This window comes from Halomonas sp. 141 (genome assembly GCF_002810305.1).
Classification (GTDB): Bacteria; Pseudomonadota; Gammaproteobacteria; order Pseudomonadales; family Halomonadaceae; genus Vreelandella; species Vreelandella stevensii.
The window spans coordinates 23,997-44,480 of the sequence record NZ_PINZ01000016.1; the positions used below are offsets into that span (position 1 = coordinate 23,997).

Here is a 20,484-nt window from a genome sequence, read left to right on the forward strand (position 1 = left end):
TTGTCCTTGTTTTTACCCCTTTTGAGGGCAGTGTTGTTGGTGATGACCGTTTGTGCCAGTGGATTTATCCGACACATGTCAACGCAACACCTGGACAGTAACGCAGTCTCCCGCCGTTAGGGATTCAACTTAAGACGCAGATCGGCGTGCAAGGCGTTGTTGGAGGGCATTGAAGGCACTATCGACAGTGAGCGCCAGCAGGGCAATCGCTAGCGCCCCCTGGACGATGTACGCCATGTTGCCATTGACGATTCCCGCGATGATCGGGTCACCCAGATTACTGGCCCCCACGGTCGCGCCCAGCGCCGCCGTGGCAATGTTGATGGTGACCGAGGTGCGAACGCCCGCCAGAATGACCGGCAGGGCCAGCGGCAGCTCAACATGACGCAGCAGCTGCCAGGGCGTCATGCCCATGGCGATGGCCGCCTGTTTGACGTTGGGGTCTACTTCGTTGATGCCCGTCAAGGTATTGCGCACGATGGGCAGCAGCCCATACAGCATCAGCGCCACGATGATCGGCAGCGTGCCAAACCCCAGTACCGGCACGGCCAGCGCCAGCACCGCCACGGGCGGGAACGTCTGGCCCAGCGACGACAGCTGAGCGACCAGCGGCAGGAAATCCTGCCCCTTGGCCCGGGTGACGGCAATGCCTGCCGAGACGCCCACCAGAAGCGTGACCAGCGCGGCCACGCTCACCACCAGCAGATGCCGGGCCAGCAAATCGACAAAATCGGCACGTCCGTAGATGACCTGCCGCGCATTGGGCTCTACCCAGCGAAACAGCGGTTCCAGAGTGGGCATGGCCAACACCAGCACCAGCAGCAAGGCCACCCAGGCCAGTGGCCAGCCCCACGCGGCATAGCGCGAAGCGGTGGAACTCGCGGGGACAGCGCTCGAGGTGGCTGAGGTCGAAGACGCAGAGCGAGATGGATCCGGCATCACGTTAGGGTGCCCCTGTCCAACTGGGCTTCCTTGACGATTCTACGCAGCGACAGCTCGCCTATGGGCACATCGTTTTGGTCCACCACGGTCAAGCGGTCGCTGTGGTCACGCAGCATCATGGAAAGCCCCTGCCGCAACGAAAAGTCAGCGGGAATACGCGACTGGGCTGGCAGCGTGGGGCCCAGAGACGCCATGTGATCCTTGACGCGCGTCAGCCCCGCCTGCTTGAGCCCCCGCTCCAGCCCGCCCAGCAAGGAATCGACGAAGGGGTCGGCGGGATGCTGCAACAGCGCCAAAGGCGTGCCCTGCTGGACGATACGCCCCTCGCGCATGACGACCAGGTGGTCGGCCAGCTTCAGGGCTTCATCCATATCATGAGTCACCAGCACCACGGTCTTGTGCAGCCGAGCCTGCAGGCGGGCCAGCTCATCCTGCAGCTTGTCTCGGGTGATCGGATCCAGGGCTCCAAACGGCTCGTCCATCAGCAGGATATCGGGGTCTGCGGCCAGCGCGCGGGCCACCCCCACACGCTGCGCCTGCCCGCCGGAAAGCTGATGCGGGTATTTGTGTGCAAACTCGCCCACCGGCAGCCCCAGCAAACCCATCAGCTCTTCGACACGGCGGCTGACCTCGGCAGGAGCCCACTTCAACAGCCGCGGCACCAGGCCAATATTGCGCGCGACGGTCCAGTGCGGGAACAGGCCGGTGCTCTGGATGACGTAGCCAATACGGCGGCGAAGTTTGACCGGGTCGTAGTGCTCTATCGCCTGGCCATCCAGAATGATGTCGCCACGGGTGTGCTCGATCAGCCGATTGATCATGCGCAGAGTGGTGGACTTACCGCATCCGGAGGTGCCCACCAGGGCACAGAACTTGCCCTTGGCCACCCGTAGTGAAATATCATCCACCGCCGTTTCGTCGCCAAACTGCTTGGAGACATGGGAAAGCTCGATCATTGCTGTCCTCCGGGGCGTAGCGCTTCCGCCAGCGCCCCTAATGCTGCATCCACGATCAGCGCCAGCACCAGGATTGGCAGCGCACCCAGCAGCACCATGTCCATGGCCGCCTGCCCCAACCCTTGAAAAATGAAGGTGCCAAGTCCTCCGGCACCAATCAGCGCCGCCACCGCCGTAAGCCCGATGGCTTGCACGGCGGTGACTCTTACCCCTTCCAGCAACACCGGCAGCGCCAGCGGTAGTCGCACCTGCCAGAACCGCTGCGGGCTTCGCATTCCCATGGCCTTAGCCGCTTCCAGGGTTTCTGCACTGACCTCCTCCAGGGCAACGTAAGTATTACGCACCATGGGCAGCAGACTGTAAGCAATCAAGGCGATCAGTGCCGGGGCATTGCCAATTCCACTGACGCCCATGGCTGCCAAGGCAGGCACGTTGGCCGCCAGCCACGCCAGAGGGGCCAACAGCAAACCGAACAGCGCCAGGCTGGGAATCGTCTGCAGAAAATTGAGCAGCCCAAAGGCGACGGTTTGCAGGCGCCGGTAGCGGCGCATCAGCATGGCCAGCAGCATGCCCAGCACGACGCTGACGCTCACGGCACTGCTGACCAGCACGATATGCTGGCTCAACGCACGATAGAACTGCCGCTCCCGGGCCTGAAACTCCTGCACCAGGGCCAGCGACTGCAATCCGAAGGCAGCGCACAGCCACCACAAGGTGCCGATGCCGAGCAGCAGCAGCGCTGTCCACCAGCGGGATAGCCCAAGCCGCAGGCGTACTTCCACCAGACACAGCAACAGCACGAACAGCACCGTCCAGTAGGCAGTCCCGATGCCCAGCCTGGCCTGAGGCGCATCCGGGGGTATCAGCCAGTGCCCGGCGACCATCAGGCCAAACGGCATCAGCAGCAGCGTCAGGGTAATCACCCCCAGCAGCGCCCGATAATGGCGCGTGCTGGGCAGCCAGGCCAGGGCGGCCATGGCGATGAACAGAAGCGATACCAGTGCGCCACCGGGCCAGCCAATGGCTGCCACCATCCCAAACCCCGTTCCCGTGACGATCCGATTGGGCGCCACGGTCACCAGATGGAAAGACCAGGCGGCCACCAGCATGACGGCACTCAGGCACAGCAGTACGACATTAGGTTGCCAGCGGCGCCGAATGGCCGCTGGCGATGGCAGTGCGTCGATCAACGACATTCATCAGTCATCCAGGCTATCGAGATATTCGCGGGCCACTGGGTCGGCAGATAACGACTACCGTGGACAGGCAGGCGGTCAGCAGGGGGTTTAGCAATAGGCGCATGGGGTCATCCTTTGAGTGAGCATCCTGAGGGTGTCGCTTCAGTATACGAGGCAACTGCGTTGAAGTCAGACGCCGCCTCAACGGCGTCTGATCTCCTGCATCCTCAAGGCGCTTCGATGACCCAGGTCGTGCCTTCTCGTGAGTCTTTCAGCACGATGCCTAGCGCTGCCAGCTCGTCACGAATGGCATCGGCGCGGGCGAAGTCCTTGTTGGCCTTGGCCGCCTGACGCTCGGCAATTCTGGCTTCGATCTCGTCTTCGCCCAGCGCCATCGAATGCTGCGCCCCTTTCAGGAAGGCCTGCGGCGTCTGCTGCAATAGCCCCAGCACTCCCGCCAGGCGCTGCAGCTCTGCGGCCAGGCGGGGCGCAGCTTCCGGCTGATCGCTCTTGGCACGATTGAGATCTCTTGCCAGGTCGAACAGTACGGCCAGCGCTTCCGGGGTATTGAAATCATCATCCATGGAAGCAGTGAAACGCTCGGCGTAAGCCCCCTGCTCACCCTCAGATGCCACCTCGACACCTTCAAGGGCAGTATACAGGCGCGTCAACGACTTGCGCGCCTCGACCAGCGAATCCACGGAGTAGTTGATCGGGCTGCGATAGTGGCTGGCCACCAGCAGATAGCGCACGACCTCCGGGTCATGCTCCGCCAGCACATCACGAATGGTGAAAAAGTTGCCCAGCGACTTCGACATCTTTTCCTGATTGACGCGCACGGCACCGGCATGCATCCAGGTGTTCACGTAGGTCTTACCCGTAGCCGCTTCCGACTGGGCAATCTCGTTTTCGTGATGGGGGAAGGTCAGGTCCGGCCCACCGCCATGAATATCGAAGGTATCCCCCAGGCAGCAGGTGGACATGGCCGAACATTCGATATGCCAGCCTGGGCGGCCGTCTCCCCAGGGGGAGTGCCAATGGGCCTCTCCCGGTTTGGCCGCTTTCCAGAGCACGAAGTCCAGCGGGTCTTCCTTGTGCACGTCCACTTCCACGCGCGCGCCAGAGCGCATGTCATCCAGCTGGCGATTGTTGAGCTTGCCGTAATCGGCAAACTTGCGCACCCGATAGTAGACGTCGCCGTTTTCCGCGGCGTAGGCAAAGCCTTTTTCCACCAGCGTTTCGATCATGCTGATGATGTCGCCAATATGTCCCGTGGCACGGGGCTCCTGGCTGGGGGGCAGCACATTCAGCCGCGCCTCGTCTTCATGCATCGCCGCGATCATGCGCTCGGTGAGCGCGCTGATGGCCTCACCGTTCTCCTCGGCACGCTTGAGGATCTTGTCGTCGATATCCGTGATGTTGCGCACGTAGGTGACGTCGTAGCCACGGTGACGCAGGTAGCGGGTAATCACGTCAAAGGCCACCATCACCCTGGCGTGGCCAAGGTGACAGTAGTCATACACCGTCATGCCGCAGACGTACATGCTTACCTTGCCATCGACAAGGGGCTTAAAAGGCTCTTTGCGGCGTGTCAGCGTATTGTAAATGTGCATATGACGTTTCCTTAACCCTTCTGTTTGATTTTCGCCCAGCTATCTTTCAAACCCACGGTGCGGTTGAACACCAGGTGCTCTGCACTGGAGGCGTGGCGGTCGGCGCAGAAATAGCCCATCCGCTCGAACTGGAAGCGATCTTCCGGCGCGGCGCTGGCCAGGCTTGGCTCACCAATGGCCTGGCAGGTGACCAGCGACTCGGGATTCAGGTGCTCGAGGAAATCCACATCCTTGTCGCGATCCGGCTGCTCGACCATGAACAGGTTGTCGTAGAGGCGCACCTCCATCGGCACACCGTGGGTGGCGCTGACCCAGTGGATGACACCCTTGACCTTGCGGCCTTCCGGATTTTTGCCCAAGGTGTCGAAGTCCACCGAGCAGTGCAGCTCCTGGATCTCGCCCGCGTCGTTCTTGACCACTTCATCGCAGCGAATCACGTAGCTATTGCGCAGACGTACTTCCTTGCCAGGGGCCAAGCGGAAGAACTTCTTCGGCGCATCCTCCATGAAGTCGTCCTGGTCGATATACAGCTCGCGACCAAACGGCACCTTGCGCATCGGCATGTCGTCACGGGCGGGGTGGCCCGGCACTTCGTAGACCTCTTCGTGGCCTTCCGGCACGTTGGTCAACACCACTTTCAACGGCTTCAGCACACACATGGCGCGGGGGGCGTTGTCTTCCAGATCCGAACGAATGGCATGGGTCAGCATGGCAATGTCCACCAGGCCGCCATCCGAACGGGTCACGCCGATCATTTCACAGAATTTGCGGATCGAAGCCGGGGTATAGCCGCGGCGGCGCATGCCCGAGATGGTCGGCATACGCGGATCGTCCCAGCCATCCACGATCTGCTCATCCACCAGCAGCTTGAGCTTGCGCTTGGAAGTCAGCGTGTAGTCAAGGTTCAGCCGCGCAAACTCGATCTGGCGGGGTTTGGCGGGCACCGGCAGATTGTTCAGGAACCATTCGTACAGCGGACGATGGTCTTCGAACTCCAGGGTACAGATGGAGTGGGTGATCCCTTCGATGGCATCCGACTGACCGTGGGTGAAGTCGTAGGAAGGGTAGATCTTCCAGGCGTCACCGGTCTGGTGATGATGGGCGTGACGAATACGGTACAGAATGGGGTCGCGAAGATTGATGTTGGGCGACGCCATGTCGATTTTGGCGCGCAGCACTTTCTCGCCTTCGGCAAACTCGCCGTGGCGCATACGCTCCAGCAGATCGAGATTCTCTTCGACACTGCGCTCCCGGTAAGGGCTGGGTTTGCCGGGTTCGGTCAAGGTGCCGCGATACTCGCGAATCTCATCGGGAGAGAGGTCGTCGACATAGGCTTTCCCTTCGCGGATCAGGTGCTGCGCCCAGGCATAGAGCTGCTCGAAATAATCGGAGGCAAAGCGCACGGGGCCTGCCCACTCGAAGCCCAGCCAACTGACGTCTTCCTTGATGGCATCGATATACGCCTGCTCTTCCTTCGCCGGGTTGGTGTCGTCGAACCGCAGATGACACTCACCACCCAACTGCTCGGCGAGCCCGAAATTCAGGCAGATCGACTTGGCATGGCCGATATGCAGGAAGCCGTTGGGCTCCGGAGGGAAGCGCGTCACAATTTTGGTGACCTGGCCGCCCGCTATCTCGTCGCGTATTTGGTTGCGAATGAAGTTTGGCGCTGGGGTGGTCTCGTTGGTCATGGTGGTGTTGATAACCTCATCGTGGATGGCGTGCCGGGCAACCGATGCCTATGCTAAACGGGTTAGCGCTTCGCGGTGCCGAGCAAAACCGTTATTATAACGTGACGCCGATGCACAGCGCCAAGGCGAACGCCTTTATTGAACAGGAATTTATCCATGATCGTATTACAGACGAACCACGGTGACATCACTATTGCGCTCAATCACGAAAAAGCGCCCGCCACCGCAGCTAATTTCGAGCAGTACGTGCGCGATGGCTTTTACGACGGCACGCTGTTCCACCGGGTCATCGATGGTTTCATGATTCAAGGGGGTGGCTTCGACCAGGAGTTCAACCAGAAGCCGACACGCGACCCCATCGAAAACGAAGCCGACAACGGTCTGCAGAACACCATCGGCACGCTGGCCATGGCCCGTACCCAAGACCCCCACTCGGCCACCGCCCAGTTTTTCATCAATGTCGGTAACAACAGCTTCCTGAACCACAGCGGCAAAAGCCTGCAAGGCTGGGGTTACGCGGTATTTGGTGAAGTAGTGGACGGCATGGACGTGGTCAACGCCATCAAGGCCGTGAGCACCACGCGCCGTGGCATGCACGCAGACGTGCCCGCCGAGGACGTGGTCATCGAGCGCGCCTACCTGAAGGATGCGGAATAACCGTCGGGAGTCTTATGCGTACGCTGCTGAACGCTGACATGCATTTGAGTAACGACACCCCTGAGCTCAATCAGGGGTTTTATCGTTACCTGGAGCATACCGCCAAAGGGGCCGAGGATCTTTACATTCTGGGCGACCTGTTCGACGCCTGGATCGGAGACGATTTGCTGGATACGCCTCACCCCCTCAGCGGGGTGGCCCATGAGGTGATCAAGCGCCTGCGGGCACTGAGCGATGCGGGCACGTCCATCTTTTTCATCCACGGTAACCGAGACTTCCTGATCGGCGAACGCTTCATCAACGCCTGTCAGGCCACCCTGCTGCCCGACAGTGAGCAAGTGGAGCTACAAGGCGTGGCTGCGGTCATTCTGCATGGCGACAGCCTATGCACCAGGGATGAAGCTTATATGGCGTTTCGCGCCCAGTCTCGCCACCCTGAGTGGCAGGCGCAGATCCTGGCCATGCCGCTGGAGCAGAGGCTCGAGTTGGCCAAGAGCCTGCGCATGCAGTCCGGGGATGCCAACGCCAACAAGGCCGAGGCCATCATGGATGTGACCCACGAGGAAGTCGTGGCCACGATGCAGCGCCATGGGGTGAACATCATGATCCATGGCCACACCCATCGCCCCAGGGTCCATGACCTCACCGTGGAAGACGTGCCTGCCAAGCGCTTCGTGCTGGGCGACTGGGACGAGACGCACGGCTGGGACATTGTCGTGGAGCACTCGAGCGAGCGCCACCCGGAGCCCGTACTGCGCCAGTTCTCGCTGACCAACCCGCCCGGGTTCGACGGCGAATCGCACTAAGCACAGGCCCCGTCATGAAAAAGCCGATCACATGGATCGGCTTTTTCGTTTTAGCGCTCTATCCTGGCATCACTGCGCAGGTCATCGATCAACCCTTGAATGATCGCCTGAGCCCGCAGCTGTTCGGCCATTTGCGCGACGAAAGCATTCATCTGTTCGTCGGCCTGCCCTTCACTGACGCTGTCCAGAGCAACGACGGCAACGCCCTGAGGCAAGGCCACGGCACGGTAAACGCTGTCGCCCTCTTCAGGGTGTGGCATACGGAACACTTCACGGATCAGCGTTTGTGGCAAAGTGCTGTCCGATTGACGGGTGATGTTGGACGCACTCATCCAGTCCAGCTCCAAGGCTTGACCGTCGCGCAGAGCCGCAATCATCTCATTGGCCTCTTCCTGCAACGCCTGCTGACGCTGCTGAGCTGCCACAGCCTGCTCTACCTGATCACGCACGTCGTCCAGCGGCAAGAGCGTCGCGTCACGATGCTCGGCCACGCGAAGCACCAGTCGACGATCGTTGTCCAGCTCGATGACTTCGCTGTTGTAACCTTCACCCAGCACGTCAGCACTGAACGCTTCATCCAGTACGCCCGGCTCGGAAAGCGCACCCTCTCCTTCCCCACGGGCCAGCCAGTCACTTTCGTTAAGCGTCAGGCCGAGATCGTCCGCAACGGATTGCAGATCTTCTGCGGCAAAGCTTTCATCGATCAGACGCTGTACCTGGCGATTGAAGTCATCGTTGACCTCGCGCAGCGCCACTTCCTGGGCCAAACGGTCACGCTGCTCTTCGAAAGAGGGGGCGTCCAGCTCGGTGACCTGCAGAATATGGAAGGCACCGTCCATTTCGACGACCTGGGACGTTTCACCGACCCCAAGGGCAAACGCAGCGTCGTCGAAAGCATCGCCAAAGAAGCCGCGACTGATCACCCCAAGGTCACCGCCCTGCTCGGCACTGGCGGTATCGTCCGAAAAGCGCACGGCAGTGTCGGCAAAACTCTCACCACTGTTCAGGTCAGCCAGCGCCTCACTGGCCAGCTGCTGGGCCTCATCACGGCTACGCTCGGAGCCAAAGGTCACCATGATATGGGAGACACGACGGTCGGCATCGCGATTCTGCTCACTCCAGGCAGCGCGGAGTTCGCTCTCGTCCACGTCGACATCTTCGGCCATGGCCTGACGGTCGATGATCACATACTCGACGCGCACCTGCTCAGGACGCTCGAAACGTTGCTGATTGGCGTCATAGTAGTCCTGCATCTGCTCTTCGGTAACCTCTACCTCAAAAGCAGCATCATCGGCATCCAGCATCACGTAACGGAAATCACGCTGCTGGCCCTGCAGGTCTGCCAGGCGCTGCTCTTCATTGGCCAGACTGAAGTCACTGAAGGCTAGACCCTGCTGCAGTTGCTGACGCTTGATATCCACCCGCAGCTCTTCACGGAACGATAGCGGGGTGTAACCCGCGCCTGCCAGGCGGTTACGGAATACCTCTGCAGAGAAGCGTCCATCCTGATCGTGGAACTCAGGCAGCGTCACGATCATCTGGTCAAGCTGAGCATCGGAGACATAAAAGCCGCCCTCCTCAGCATACTGACGCAGCAAGGACTGGGTGATGAGCTGGTCGAGCATATCGTTGCGTAGTGCCCGCTCCTGCTCAGGAGGCACTTGCCCAGAGCGCAGCGCACGCTGCACCTCAAGCTCTACCTGCTGCCGCACGATGGGCTCGCCGTTGACGCTCGCCACTTCATTGGGGTCGCTACCAAAGACACTGAACAGCGACTCCACACCAAAAAGCGCCATGGCCGCGACCATGACACCAATGATTATCTTGGCACCCCAGCTTCTGGAGCCATCTCGAATACTTTGCAGCATGCTAGCCTCAGATCATCAAAGCCATTTATCGCCCAAACCAATGGGCCAGAAAAGAACATGGGCGCATCGCGGATGCGATGCGCCCATTAGCTTACAGCAAACGCGAGCCAATTAGTTGACGGCGTCTTTCAGCGCTTTACCGGCTTTGAAGCTGGGCACCTTGGCAGCGCTGATTTCGATCGGCTGACCCGTCTGAGGGTTGCGACCCGTACGTGCGGCACGCTCTTTGATAGCGAAAGTACCAAAACCTACTAAAGAAACGCTTTCGCCTTTTTTGAGGCTATCGGTGACAGACTCCACCATGGCATCCAATGCGCGGGTTGCCGCTGCTTTCGGAATATCAGCAGATGCGGCAATAGCTTCAATCAGCTCGGACTTATTCACACTTCACCCCTTGACTGTTTCAAAAAAATGGCTCTGAACGGCACGGTCACCGAGTGCAACAACCTCAAAGCATAGCTGCGTTTTATAGCAATGCCTTGAAACACCTGTCAAGCAACCGCACCGTGAAATGCCCATCGCTCAAGGCATTGGGCAAACTTATTAAGTTAATTAAAGCAGCAGCTGCTTTAACGCTTAATGGGTGCTTGCAACAGCATTGGTACTAAACGACTTATCTGCTGCTTTCAACGCAGCCTTGTCTTCCACCGCTTCGGCTAACGCGACGGCCAGCACGTCATCTATCCATCGTACGGGACGAATATCAAGCGCTCCCTTGATATTGTCCGGCACCTCCTTGAGATCTCGACGATTTTCCTCAGGGATCAGGACGGTCTTTATACCACCGCGGCGGGCTGCCAGCAATTTCTCCTTCAGACCACCGATGGGTAACACTTCACCCCGCAGATTGACCTCGCCGGTCATGGCTACGTCGCAACGAACCGGACGCAAGGAATAGGCCGACACGATGGCCGTCACCATGGCAATACCTGCGCTAGGTCCATCCTTGGGCGTCGCACCTTCTGGCACATGGATATGCAGGTCTTCATTTTCAAAGCGCTGTGGGTCGATGCCATAGGCAACGGCCCGTGATTTGACCACGGTCTGTGCTGCGCTGACCGACTCTTTCATGACATCGCCCAGCGAGCCGGTCTTGTGCAGACGCCCTTTACCAGGGGTCACCACGGACTCGATATTGAGCAGCTCACCACCGACCGAGGTCCAGGCAAGTCCAGTGACGCGACCTACCTGATCCTCTTGCTCTGCCAGGCCGTAGCTGTAGCGGCGCACGCCAGCGTAAGTCTCGATATCGTCAGCCAGAAGCACCTGCTTCGCCTGCAGCTGGCTGCCCGCTTTGGCGCCCGAGGTACGCTCTGCTTCCAACCTTTCACGTAGCACTTTACGGCACACCTTGGCGATTTGGCGCTCCAGCTCGCGCACTCCCGCCTCGCGGGTGTAGTAGCGCACCAGCTCTAGCAAGGCATCATCTTCCAACGCCAGCTCTTCGTCCTTCAGGCCATTGGCCTCCAGCTGCTTGGGCAGCAGGTAGCGTTTGGCAATGGCCAGCTTCTCGTCTTCCGTGTAGCCCGGCAGGCGAATGATCTCCATACGATCCAGCAGCGGGCCAGGAATGTTCATCGAGTTGGCCGTACAGATGAACAGCGTCTCGGAAAGATCGTAGTCCAGCTCCAGATAGTGATCACTGAAGCTGTTGTTCTGCTCCGGGTCCAGCACCTCCAGCAGCGCGGAAGCCGGGTCACCGCGATGGTCCATGCCCAGCTTGTCTACTTCGTCCAGCAGGAACAGCGGGTTTTTGACCCCTGCCCGGCTCATGCGCTGAATCAGTTTTCCGGGCAAGGAGCCAATGTACGTCCGGCGATGGCCGCGAATTTCAGACTCGTCTCTCACGCCGCCCAGCGCCAGACGCACGTACTTGCGATTGGTCGCCTTGGCGATGGACTGACCCAGCGAGGTCTTGCCCACCCCGGGTGGGCCGACCAGACACAGCACCGGGCCACGCATCTTGCGCACCCGCTTTTGCACCGCCAGGTATTCGAGGATGCGCGCCTTGACCTCTTCAAGACCGTGGTGATCCTGATCCAGCACTTCCTGGGCTTTCACCAGGTCATGCTTGACGCGAGTACGCTTTTTCCAGGGAACGGCAATCAGCCAATCCAGGTAGGAGCGCACCACAGTGGCTTCGGCAGAATTCGACGACATCATCTTGAGCTTGTTCAGCTCTTGGGTTGCCTTATCGGAGGCTTCCTTGGGCATGCCCGACTCTTTGATGGCACGCTCGTACTTATCGGCCTCGTTGGGCACGTTATCCAGCTCACCCATTTCTTTCTGGATGGCCTTCATCTGCTCGTTCAGGTAGTACTCGCGCTGGGTCTTTTCCATTTGCTCCTTGACCCGGGAGCGGATGCGCTTCTCGACCTGCAGAAGGTCGATTTCAGACTCGATCAGCGCCATCAGGTGCTCGATGCGATCACGCACGCGGTCCATTTCGAGCAGATCCTGCTTGTCGCCAATCTTCAGCGACAAGTGCGCACAAATGGTGTCCACCAAACGGCTAGGATCTTCAATGCCTGATAATGAATTGAGTACCTCGTTGGGTACTTTCTTGGACAGCTTGACGTACTGCTCGAACTGATTGAGCAGCACGCGCACCAGCGCCTCTTGTTCACGACTGGTTAGTGGCTCACTGTCCCGGGGCAAAAGATGCGCCTGGGTATAACCGGCGTCACTCTCCTCGATACTGACCACATCGGCACGAAAGCTGCCTTCGATCAACACTTTTACCGTACCGTCTGGCAGTTTGAGAAGCTGCATGATGTCTGCCACGGTTCCCATGGCATACAGATCCGCATTGTCCGGCTCATCTTGAGAGGCTTCACGCTGAGCCACCAACAGTACGCGTTTGTCGGCTTCCATCGCCGCTTCAAGCGCCTGGATGGATTTCTCACGACCAACGAAAAGCGGAATGACCATCTGCGGGTACACGACCACATCCCGCAACGGCAACAGGGGTAGACATTGTGTCTGATCGGCGTTCTGCTGCATCGCAGACGTTCCTCAATTTCGGATGAGTACTCGAGCGGCTTTCAACAAGCCAGATACCTTGCCCAGCAGCTCATGATACAAGACGTGTGAACAACAAGGGGCCGCCTAGGCGACCCCTTGGATTGGCACGCGGTGGTCATCAGACCGCGCGGAACCTCGGGCGGTTAGCCATCGGTGCCGTCAACGCGGGCAGCCTCTTGCTGGGAATAGACCAGCAGCGGCTCACTCTCGCCGGCAATGACAGACGCTTCGATGACCACTTTGCTGACGCCTTCCAGAGAAGGGATTTCATACATGGTATCCAGCAGCACCGACTCCAGGATCGAGCGTAAGCCCCGCGCCCCGGTCTTGCGCTCCATGGCCTTGGCAGCCACGGCACGCAGTGCCTCATCCCTGAACTCCAGTTCCACGTCTTCCATCTCGAACAGCTTAGCGTACTGCTTGACCAGCGAATTCCTGGGCTCCGTGAGGATCTGTACCAGGGCATCTTCGGTCAGCTCGGTCAGGGTAGCAATGACAGGCAAACGACCCACGAACTCGGGAATCAGGCCGAACTTGACCAGATCTTCGGGCTCGACGTCGGCCAACAGCTCGCCAACGCCACGGCTGGACTCTTTGCTTTTCACGCTGGCATTGAAGCCGATACCGCCTTTCTCAGCACGATCACGAATGACCTTGTCCAGACCGGCAAAAGCGCCACCGACGATGAACAGGATATTGGCCGTATTGACCTGTACGAACTCCTGTTGGGGGTGCTTGCGCCCACCCTGAGGAGGCACGGAGGCCGTGGTCCCTTCGATGAGCTTGAGCAGCGCCTGCTGAACACCCTCACCCGATACGTCACGGGTAATCGAAGGGTTGTCCGACTTACGAGAAATCTTGTCGATTTCATCGATATAGACAATGCCGCGCTCGGCCTTTTCTACGTCGTAATCGCACTTTTGAAGCAGTTTCTGGATGATGTTCTCGACATCCTCACCCACATAACCCGCTTCGGTCAGCGTGGTGGCATCCGCAATGGTGAAGGGTACATTCAGTAGCCGAGCCATGGTTTCAGCCAGCAGCGTTTTGCCGCTACCGGTAGGACCAATCAGGAGAATGTTGGATTTACCCAGCTCCACATCGCCTTCACGCACCTCTGATTTGAGACGCTTGTAGTGGTTGTACACCGCTACGGACAGCACCATTTTGGCGCGGTCTTGTCCGATGACGTAGTCGTCCAACGTATGACGTATTTCGCGGGGCGTGGGTAACCGCTCCTCATCGCTCTCGGCATCGGCTTCGAGAACTTCCTCGCGAATGATGTCATTACATAAGTCGACACACTCATCGCAGATATAAACGGACGGGCCGGCAATCAGCTTGCGTACTTCGTTCTGGTTTTTACCGCAAAACGAGCAGTACAGCAGCTTGCCACCTTCGTCCTTGCCTTTGCCGTCGGCCATTCGCGTACCTCTGTCACTAAGGCGGCCAGAGCCGCCTGAAAAGCTCTTAGAAAAGCAGAATCCTACTACGCTATCAGGATGTAGGACGCTTATCCAGCACTGCGTCAATCAAGCCATACTCTTTTGCTTTATTGGCGCTCATGAAATTATCACGGTCGGTATCACGGGCCACCGTTTCGATATCCTGACCCGTATGATGGGCCAGAATCTGGTTCAGCTTCTCACGAATACCGAGAATTTCACGGGTATGGATTTCGATATCCGAGGCCTGCCCCTGATAGCCGCCCAACGGCTGGTGAATCATGACACGTGAGTTAGGCAGGCAGTAGCGCTTGCCTGCGGCGCCCGCCGTCAGCAGTAACGCTCCCATGCTGGCCGCCTGGCCAATACACACCGTGGATACGTCGGGCTTGATGAACTGCATGGTGTCATAAATCGACATGCCTGCCGTCACCGAGCCACCCGGGGAATTGATGTAAAGATGAATATCCTTGTCGGGGTTCTCAGACTCCAGAAACAGCAGCTGAGCGACCACCAGGTTGGCCATGTAGTCTTCCACAGGACCCACCAGAAAAATGACGCGCTCTTTCAACAGGCGCGAGTAGATGTCGTAGGCTCTTTCCCCTTTGGCGCTTTGCTCCACCACCATGGGCACTAAACCGCCGGCGTTTTGAATATCAAACTCACTCATTCGGGTGATTCCTTGCGTCCGTTAAGGGAAAAGCGCACCTGTAAAACAGGTGCGCGACTCGATGAGATCAGGCGCCCGCCTGCTCGCCTTCTTCAGCGGTCTCATCTTGCTCAGCCTGCTGCTGGGCAGCTGCCAGTGCCTGCTGATAAGACATTTCCACGTCTTTGACGTTCGCTTGTTCCAGCAGTTTCTCGACCGCTTTCTCTTCGAGGATGGCCGATTTCACCTGGGTCTTGAGCTGCTCGTTACCCATGTAGTACTCGACGACTTCAGAGGGGTCCTGATACTGCTCGGCCAGCTCTTCCACCTTCGCCTTGATGGCATCATCATCGGCATCCAGCTCGTTGACCTTGATGACTTCCGCCAGCAACAAACCAACCTGCACGCGGCTCTTGGCCTGATCGGCAAACAGTTCATTGGGCAGCTGGCTGACGTCGAAATCTTCACCCAGACCAAACTGCTGTGCTGCCTGACGCTTCATGGCGTCGGTTTCCTGCTGCACCAGTGCGCTCGGCACGGGGATGTCGTTGGCTTTCTTCAGCGCATCCAGCACCTGCTGCTTGACACGGTTATCCACGGCCTGTGCCGCTTCACGGGTCATATTCTTCTTGATTTCAGCGCGGAACTGGCTTTCGTCACCGCCTTCAACGCCAAAACGCTCGATGAACTCCGCATCCACTTCCGGCAGCTTCTGGCTACTGACCTTGTGGACGGTGACCTTGAAAGTCGCTTCCTGGCCAGCCAGATGCTCGGCCTGGTAATCCGCAGGGAAAGTCACGGAAATCGTCTTCTCGTCACCCGCCTTGGCACCGATCAGCTGATCTTCGAAACCAGGAATGAAGCTGTTCGATCCGATGACCAACGCGTGGCCTTCTGCACTGCCGCCTTCGAAAGGCTCATCGCCCAGGAAGCCCTGGAAGTCGATGGTGACCTGATCGCCAGAGGCAGCAGCGGCGTCGACTTCTTCCCAGGCAGCGTTTTGCTTGCGCAGGGTGTCGATCATTTCGTCGACATCGGCGTCATTGACGGCAACGACCGGACGCTCTACCTCGGCGCCTTCGATGGAGGCCAGCTCGACCTGCGGGTAGATTTCCATGATGGCAACGAACTCTAGATCCTTGCCTGCCTGGTTTACCTTCGGCTCGATCTGCGGGAAACCGGCAGGGTTGAGTCCTTCTTCGGTAATGGCGCGCACGTAACGCTCGCGCATGACTTCGCCAACCACTTCGTTGCGCACGCTGTCGCCGTAACGCTGGTTAACAACGGCCATCGGCACCCGGCCTTGGCGGAAACCGTTCAAGCGAACGTTTTTCGCCGTCTCTTTCAAGCGAGCGCTGACGGCCCCATCGATTTCTGCTGCCGGCACTTGAATAGTGATGCGGCGTTCGATCTGGGAGGTCGTCTCGACGGAAACTTGCATGAATTGTCCTCTAGCGGCTGGGCGTTGGGTTGATTATGTAACATTGATTCAAGAGGGCGATTTTAAGAACCCTGACGCAAGGTGGCAAGCGCCATGCTCGCAAGATGGGGGCTAGCCCTGCAATTTCAAGGGTTCGAGCGCCAAAAACCGACGATTACCCGGTCCTTTCACGGCTCTCAATCCCGCGCGCGCCACCAAAGCGTGACAGCGTGCAGCAATAAGCCACAGGTGGTCGCATGGGAAATGAACTCTTGCCAGCTTATCCACGCAGTGAACAGGGCGTGCCAGCTTCCCATGAGGATGGCACCCAACACCATCATGACGCTCAGACGTTTGAGCAGCCCGGGCAGCCGCTGGCGTGCCTCTACAGGCAGCATCTTCCACTGCACCGCCGCTGCCCCTGCCACCAGCACCAAAGCCATGACGATGAGCGTTTGACGAGTCTCATGACCGCCCGCCAGATAGCGCGGCAGTGCAGACAGCATGACCACGCATAGACCCAAGGCAATACTGACTCGTTCAGGAGAGTGAACCGCTGGCTGCATGGCTATACTACCTTCAACTGCTGAGCCACAATCCACTCTTCTACCCACGGCACTGCAGCATCATCGGCCATGAAGGTCTCCATGGCATCGACTTCCAACCGCTCCCCGAGACGCTGAGCGCCCAACGATGTCAGCAGCTCGTCCAGTACACGGCCAGCACCGCAGAACGTATCTCCATAGGAGCTGTCGCCGAGCGCGATCAGTCCGTAACGAAGACCGGTGAGCGAAGGTGACTGGTCTTTCAGGCTGCGCACGAACGGTACGATGTTGCCAGGAAAGTCGCCACTACCGGTGGTCGACAGGCAAAACAGCGTCAGATCATCATCGCCACTCACGTCGGACAGCGAGGGCTGTTCAGACACGGTCACGGCATATCCCGCCTGCTCGAACAGTGGCTTTACCTGTTCGGCCACATCGAGGGCACCGCCGTACATGGTGCCCACCACAATCGTCATCTTTGGCATTGCTTACTCCCGGTTCACAATGTTCAGTCGACAAATACCTGATGAATTTGGTCAAATATTAACACGACTGGCAAAAGCCGCGCACGTTGCGCACGCCCTTCTTCCTTCTACTCTTACATCTTCTATCTGCGGGAGCGCTTATGCAGCAAGCCTTTGAGACATGGATCACCCCTATCATGATCGGCGGCTTGATCGTGTTCATGTGCTTCATCATTTGGGATTTGGCCAAAAAGTCGAATGCAGGCAAATTCGGCACGATCATGCTGTTCGTCGTACTCGGCGCAGGCATGATGGGTTACATCATCAAGGTCATCATCACCTGGTTGATCGAAGGGCGAGGCCTGTAGCCTCCATGATCGTTCAGCCATAAAAAAGGAGTGCTTCTCGGCACTCCTTTTTGACATGGGTCGCGAAGGCTAATCCTGCCTACCAAGACCACCTTCGCTCGCATAGCGCTCTACCTGCTGCTTGAGCTTCTGACCAGGCCTGAAGGTCACTACCCGGCGCGCCGAAATCGGAATTTCCTCTCCGGTCTTGGGGTTACGGCCCGGCCGCTCACGCTTGTCGCGCAGGTCAAAATTACCAAATCCTGACAGCTTCACTTGCTCGTTTTCACGTAAGCAAGCGCGAATCTCTTCGAAAAAAGCTTCGACCATCGCTTTTGCTTCTCGTTTTGACAGCGCCAGCTCGCTATGTAAATGCTCTGCTAGCTCTGCTTTGGTCAACGCACCCATAAGGCTCCTCCATGTAGCAAACGGTGTAGCAAACGCACTGCCAGGATCGTGGTAAGCGTCATATCATGGCATGGCGTCATCAACCGCGCAGATCAGCGTTCAGCTCGGTACGCACGGTAGTCACAATGGCATCAACCAACTGGTTGATTTCTTCATCATTTAGCGTGCGCGATGCGTGTTGCCAGGTCAAGCCCAACGCAATGCTCTTGTAACCTTCGGCAACGCCCTTACCAGCATAGACATCAAACAGCTTGATGTCTTTCAAGCTTTCCCCCGCCTGTGACTTTGCACAGTCGAGCAGCGCCTGAACGGGCGTCTCTTCCTTGACCGTGAACGCCAGGTCGCGACGAACTTCCGGGTAGCGGGAGAGCGGTTCGAAGGTGGGAATCGCACCTTGACTCAAGGCGTCCAGCCGTACTTCAAACAGCACGGCATCCACTTTCAGGCCCAATTTGGCACGCACCTGAGGATGCAGCGTTCCAATCCACCCAACCGGCTTCCCTTTATGCAGCACCCTGGCCGTCTGCCCCGGATGCAAAGCCGAGTGCTCGCCAGGTTCGAAGCGCCAATCTTCTGCCGCCCCCCCGAGTGCCAGCACACTCTCAAGGTCACCCTTGAGATCATAGAAGTCGACGGCTTCCTTACCGCCACTCCAGCCTTCTGCTTCACGACCACCGCACACCAGCGCCCCCATCATGGGCACTTGAGAAAGATCGTCCAGCGGGCCATTGAACACCAGCCCCGTCTCGAAGAGACGAACGCGCGACTGCTGGCGATTGAGGTTGTGCTCCAGCGCCCTCACCAGCCCCGGAAACAGGCTGGCTCGCATGACGGAAAGATCCGCCGAAATCGGGTTGGCCAATACGGGTGATACGGCGTCGGGCAGCAGTGCCGCCTGAAGGTCTGGCGCCACGAAGCTATACGTCACCGCTTCCTGGTAACCACGAGCCACCAGCTGGTTACGCAGACGCGCCAGCGTCAGGGTCGACTCGCTGGCAGGACGCAGCGCCAGGCGAGCGACTGGTCGGCGGACGGGCAGATTGTTGTAACCATGCACACGGGCGACCTCTTCGATGAGGTCTTCTTCGATGGCAATGTCGAAACGCCAGCTGGCTGCCTTGACCTTCCAACCCTCGGCCAAGCGCTCCACTTGCAGCCCCAGGCGCTCGAGAATATCGCTCACTTCATCGCCCGGCAGCTGCTTGGAAAGCGCCGCTTCGAGCCGCGCTTCACGCAGCATGATGGTCTTCGCTGCAGGCAACGCCTGCTGGTGAACCGCCTCCGTTACCGGACCTGCCTGGCCACCGCAAATTTCCAGCAGTAGCTGGGTCGCCCGCTCGATGGCCACGCTGGCCAGCTCAGGGTCCACCCCACGCTCATAGCGGTGCGAGGCATCCGTATGGAGGCCATAAGAGCGTGCCTTGCCAGCAATCGCCAACGGCGCGAAAAACGCCGACTCCAGGAAAATAGTGTGCGTCTGCTCGTTGACGCCAGAGTTCTCCCCACCCATGACGCCGGCCATGGCCAGAGGCCCACGCTCATCAGCAATCAACAGCGTATCCTGACGCAGCGCTACGTCCTGCCCGTCCAGTAAGGTCAGTCGCTCGGATGGCTGCGCCATGCGCACGCAAATCCCGCCATGAAGGTTGTCGCGGTCAAAGGCATGCAGCGGCTGGCCCAGCTCTAGCATAACGTAGTTGGTGACATCGACGACCGGATCGATCGAGCGCACGCCACTGCGACGCAGTCGCTCTACCATCCATAGCGGCGTCTCCACCTGAACATCGACACCCTTGATAACACGCCCCAGATAGCAGGGGCACTGCTCTACGGCATCCACGCGCACCGGGAAAGTATCGTCGATCGTGGCGGGCACCGGCGTCATCTGCGGACCGCTGACAGGCAGTCGATTCAACACCCCTACCTCGCGCGCCAATCCTTTGATACTCAGGCAGTCACCGCGGTTAGGCGTCAGATCGACCTCGATGGTCATGTCGTCCAGCTGCATGTACTCGCGGAAGCTGACGCCGACCGGCGCGGCCTCGGAGAGCACCAGAATGCCTGGCGAGGTCTCTTCCTCCAACCCCAGCTCGGACGCCGAGCAGATCATGCCGTTGGATTCGACACCACGCAGCTTGGCCTTCTTGATCTTGAAGTCGCCCGGCAGCACTCCGCCCACCTGGGCAAAAGGAATTTTCTGACCGACTGCCACGTTGGCGGCACCACACACCACCTGGACAGGCGCACCGGTGCCATCATTCACGCTGCACACATTCAGCTTATCGGCATCCGGGTGCTTCTTTTTACTCAGCACTTCGGCAACGACGACACCACTGAAAGCAGCAGCAACGGCCTCGACCGCGTCGACTTCAAGCCCTGCCATGGTGATCTGATCGGCAATGGCTTGCGCATCCAACTGCGGAGAGACCCATTCACGCAGCCACTGTTCTGAAAACTTCATAATTTTTCCC

18 protein-coding genes are annotated in these 20,484 nt (G+C 58.8%); 3 read left to right on the forward strand and 15 right to left on the reverse strand.

Features of this window, described 5'->3' with window-relative positions; translation table 11 throughout:
* Positions 1 to 129 precede the first annotated feature (129 nt).
* From CWI66_RS09240 to CWI66_RS09260, 5 genes are all read right to left on the reverse strand, one after another.
* Complete coding sequence (locus CWI66_RS09240; RefSeq protein ID WP_100731511.1) at positions 130 to 939, reverse strand: ABC transporter permease; 810 nt, start codon at positions 937 to 939, stop codon at positions 130 to 132.
* Positions 939 to 1,898 (reverse strand): ABC transporter ATP-binding protein, encoded by a 960-nt coding sequence (locus CWI66_RS09245; protein ID WP_016913925.1) that lies wholly within the window; start codon positions 1,896 to 1,898, stop codon positions 939 to 941. Before CWI66_RS09245 ends, CWI66_RS09240 begins: the two co-directional genes overlap by 1 nt.
* Positions 1,895 to 3,094 (reverse strand): ABC transporter permease, encoded by a 1,200-nt coding sequence (locus CWI66_RS09250; RefSeq protein ID WP_016913926.1) that lies wholly within the window; start codon positions 3,092 to 3,094, stop codon positions 1,895 to 1,897. Before CWI66_RS09250 ends, CWI66_RS09245 begins: the two co-directional genes overlap by 4 nt.
* A gap of 209 nt (positions 3,095 to 3,303) precedes the next feature.
* Positions 3,304 to 4,689: a cysteine--tRNA ligase gene (gene cysS / locus CWI66_RS09255; protein ID WP_016913928.1), complete on the reverse strand. Its 1,386-nt coding sequence runs from the start codon at positions 4,687 to 4,689 to the stop codon at positions 3,304 to 3,306.
* A gap of 11 nt (positions 4,690 to 4,700) precedes the next feature.
* Positions 4,701 to 6,380, reverse strand: a complete 1,680-nt coding sequence (locus tag CWI66_RS09260) for a glutamine--tRNA ligase/YqeY domain fusion protein (protein ID WP_100731512.1) — start codon at positions 6,378 to 6,380, stop codon at positions 4,701 to 4,703.
* 156 nt (positions 6,381 to 6,536) lie between these two features.
* On the opposite strand from CWI66_RS09260, the gene CWI66_RS09265 reads away from it, so the two are divergent.
* A complete protein-coding gene (locus CWI66_RS09265; RefSeq protein WP_016913930.1) occupies positions 6,537 to 7,037 on the forward strand; it encodes a peptidylprolyl isomerase in 501 nt (166 codons plus the stop codon).
* 14 nt (positions 7,038 to 7,051) lie between these two features.
* On the forward strand, positions 7,052 to 7,843 hold the full coding sequence (locus tag CWI66_RS09270) for a UDP-2,3-diacylglucosamine diphosphatase (RefSeq protein ID WP_100731513.1): 792 nt from the start codon (positions 7,052 to 7,054) through the stop codon (positions 7,841 to 7,843).
* Positions 7,844 to 7,893: 50 nt separating this feature from the next.
* On the opposite strand, the gene CWI66_RS09275 is transcribed toward CWI66_RS09270, so the two are convergent.
* The 8 genes from CWI66_RS09275 to CWI66_RS09310 form a co-directional block, all read right to left on the reverse strand.
* Positions 7,894 to 9,711: a SurA N-terminal domain-containing protein gene (locus tag CWI66_RS09275; RefSeq protein WP_100731514.1), complete on the reverse strand. Its 1,818-nt coding sequence runs from the start codon at positions 9,709 to 9,711 to the stop codon at positions 7,894 to 7,896.
* 111 nt (positions 9,712 to 9,822) lie between these two features.
* Positions 9,823 to 10,095: an HU family DNA-binding protein gene (locus CWI66_RS09280; RefSeq protein WP_009724302.1), complete on the reverse strand. Its 273-nt coding sequence runs from the start codon at positions 10,093 to 10,095 to the stop codon at positions 9,823 to 9,825.
* 192 nt (positions 10,096 to 10,287) lie between these two features.
* A complete protein-coding gene (gene lon, locus CWI66_RS09285) occupies positions 10,288 to 12,714 on the reverse strand; it encodes an endopeptidase La (protein ID WP_016913933.1) in 2,427 nt (808 codons plus the stop codon).
* Positions 12,715 to 12,878: 164 nt separating this feature from the next.
* The gene (gene clpX / locus CWI66_RS09290; RefSeq protein ID WP_016913934.1) at positions 12,879 to 14,159 is read right to left on the reverse strand and encodes an ATP-dependent Clp protease ATP-binding subunit ClpX; all 1,281 of its coding nucleotides are present in this window, start codon (positions 14,157 to 14,159) and stop codon (positions 12,879 to 12,881) included.
* A 73-nt stretch (positions 14,160 to 14,232) separates the two neighbouring features.
* Positions 14,233 to 14,850 carry an ATP-dependent Clp endopeptidase proteolytic subunit ClpP gene (clpP, locus tag CWI66_RS09295; protein ID WP_016913935.1) on the reverse strand — a complete coding sequence of 206 codons (618 nt, stop codon included), beginning with the start codon at positions 14,848 to 14,850 and terminating at the stop codon, positions 14,233 to 14,235.
* Positions 14,851 to 14,917: 67 nt separating this feature from the next.
* The gene (gene tig, locus CWI66_RS09300; protein WP_100731515.1) at positions 14,918 to 16,270 is read right to left on the reverse strand and encodes a trigger factor; all 1,353 of its coding nucleotides are present in this window, start codon (positions 16,268 to 16,270) and stop codon (positions 14,918 to 14,920) included.
* Positions 16,271 to 16,446: 176 nt separating this feature from the next.
* A complete protein-coding gene (locus tag CWI66_RS09305; protein ID WP_016913937.1) occupies positions 16,447 to 16,815 on the reverse strand; it encodes a hypothetical protein in 369 nt (122 codons plus the stop codon).
* Positions 16,816 to 16,817: 2 nt separating this feature from the next.
* Positions 16,818 to 17,279, reverse strand: a complete 462-nt coding sequence (locus CWI66_RS09310; RefSeq protein ID WP_100731516.1) for a flavodoxin — start codon at positions 17,277 to 17,279, stop codon at positions 16,818 to 16,820.
* Positions 17,280 to 17,419: 140 nt separating this feature from the next.
* Between CWI66_RS09310 and CWI66_RS09315 the strand changes: the two genes are divergently transcribed.
* A complete protein-coding gene (locus CWI66_RS09315) occupies positions 17,420 to 17,626 on the forward strand; it encodes a DUF2788 domain-containing protein (RefSeq protein ID WP_039181829.1) in 207 nt (68 codons plus the stop codon).
* Positions 17,627 to 17,695: 69 nt separating this feature from the next.
* Here the strand turns inward: CWI66_RS09315 and CWI66_RS09320 are convergent, their stop codons facing one another.
* A complete protein-coding gene (locus tag CWI66_RS09320; RefSeq protein ID WP_081135795.1) occupies positions 17,696 to 18,013 on the reverse strand; it encodes an integration host factor subunit alpha in 318 nt (105 codons plus the stop codon).
* A 79-nt stretch (positions 18,014 to 18,092) separates the two neighbouring features.
* Positions 18,093 to 20,474, reverse strand: coding sequence for a phenylalanine--tRNA ligase subunit beta (pheT, locus tag CWI66_RS09325; protein ID WP_100731517.1), 2,382 nt, complete (start codon positions 20,472 to 20,474; stop codon positions 18,093 to 18,095).
* Positions 20,475 to 20,484: the final 10 nt, after the last annotated feature.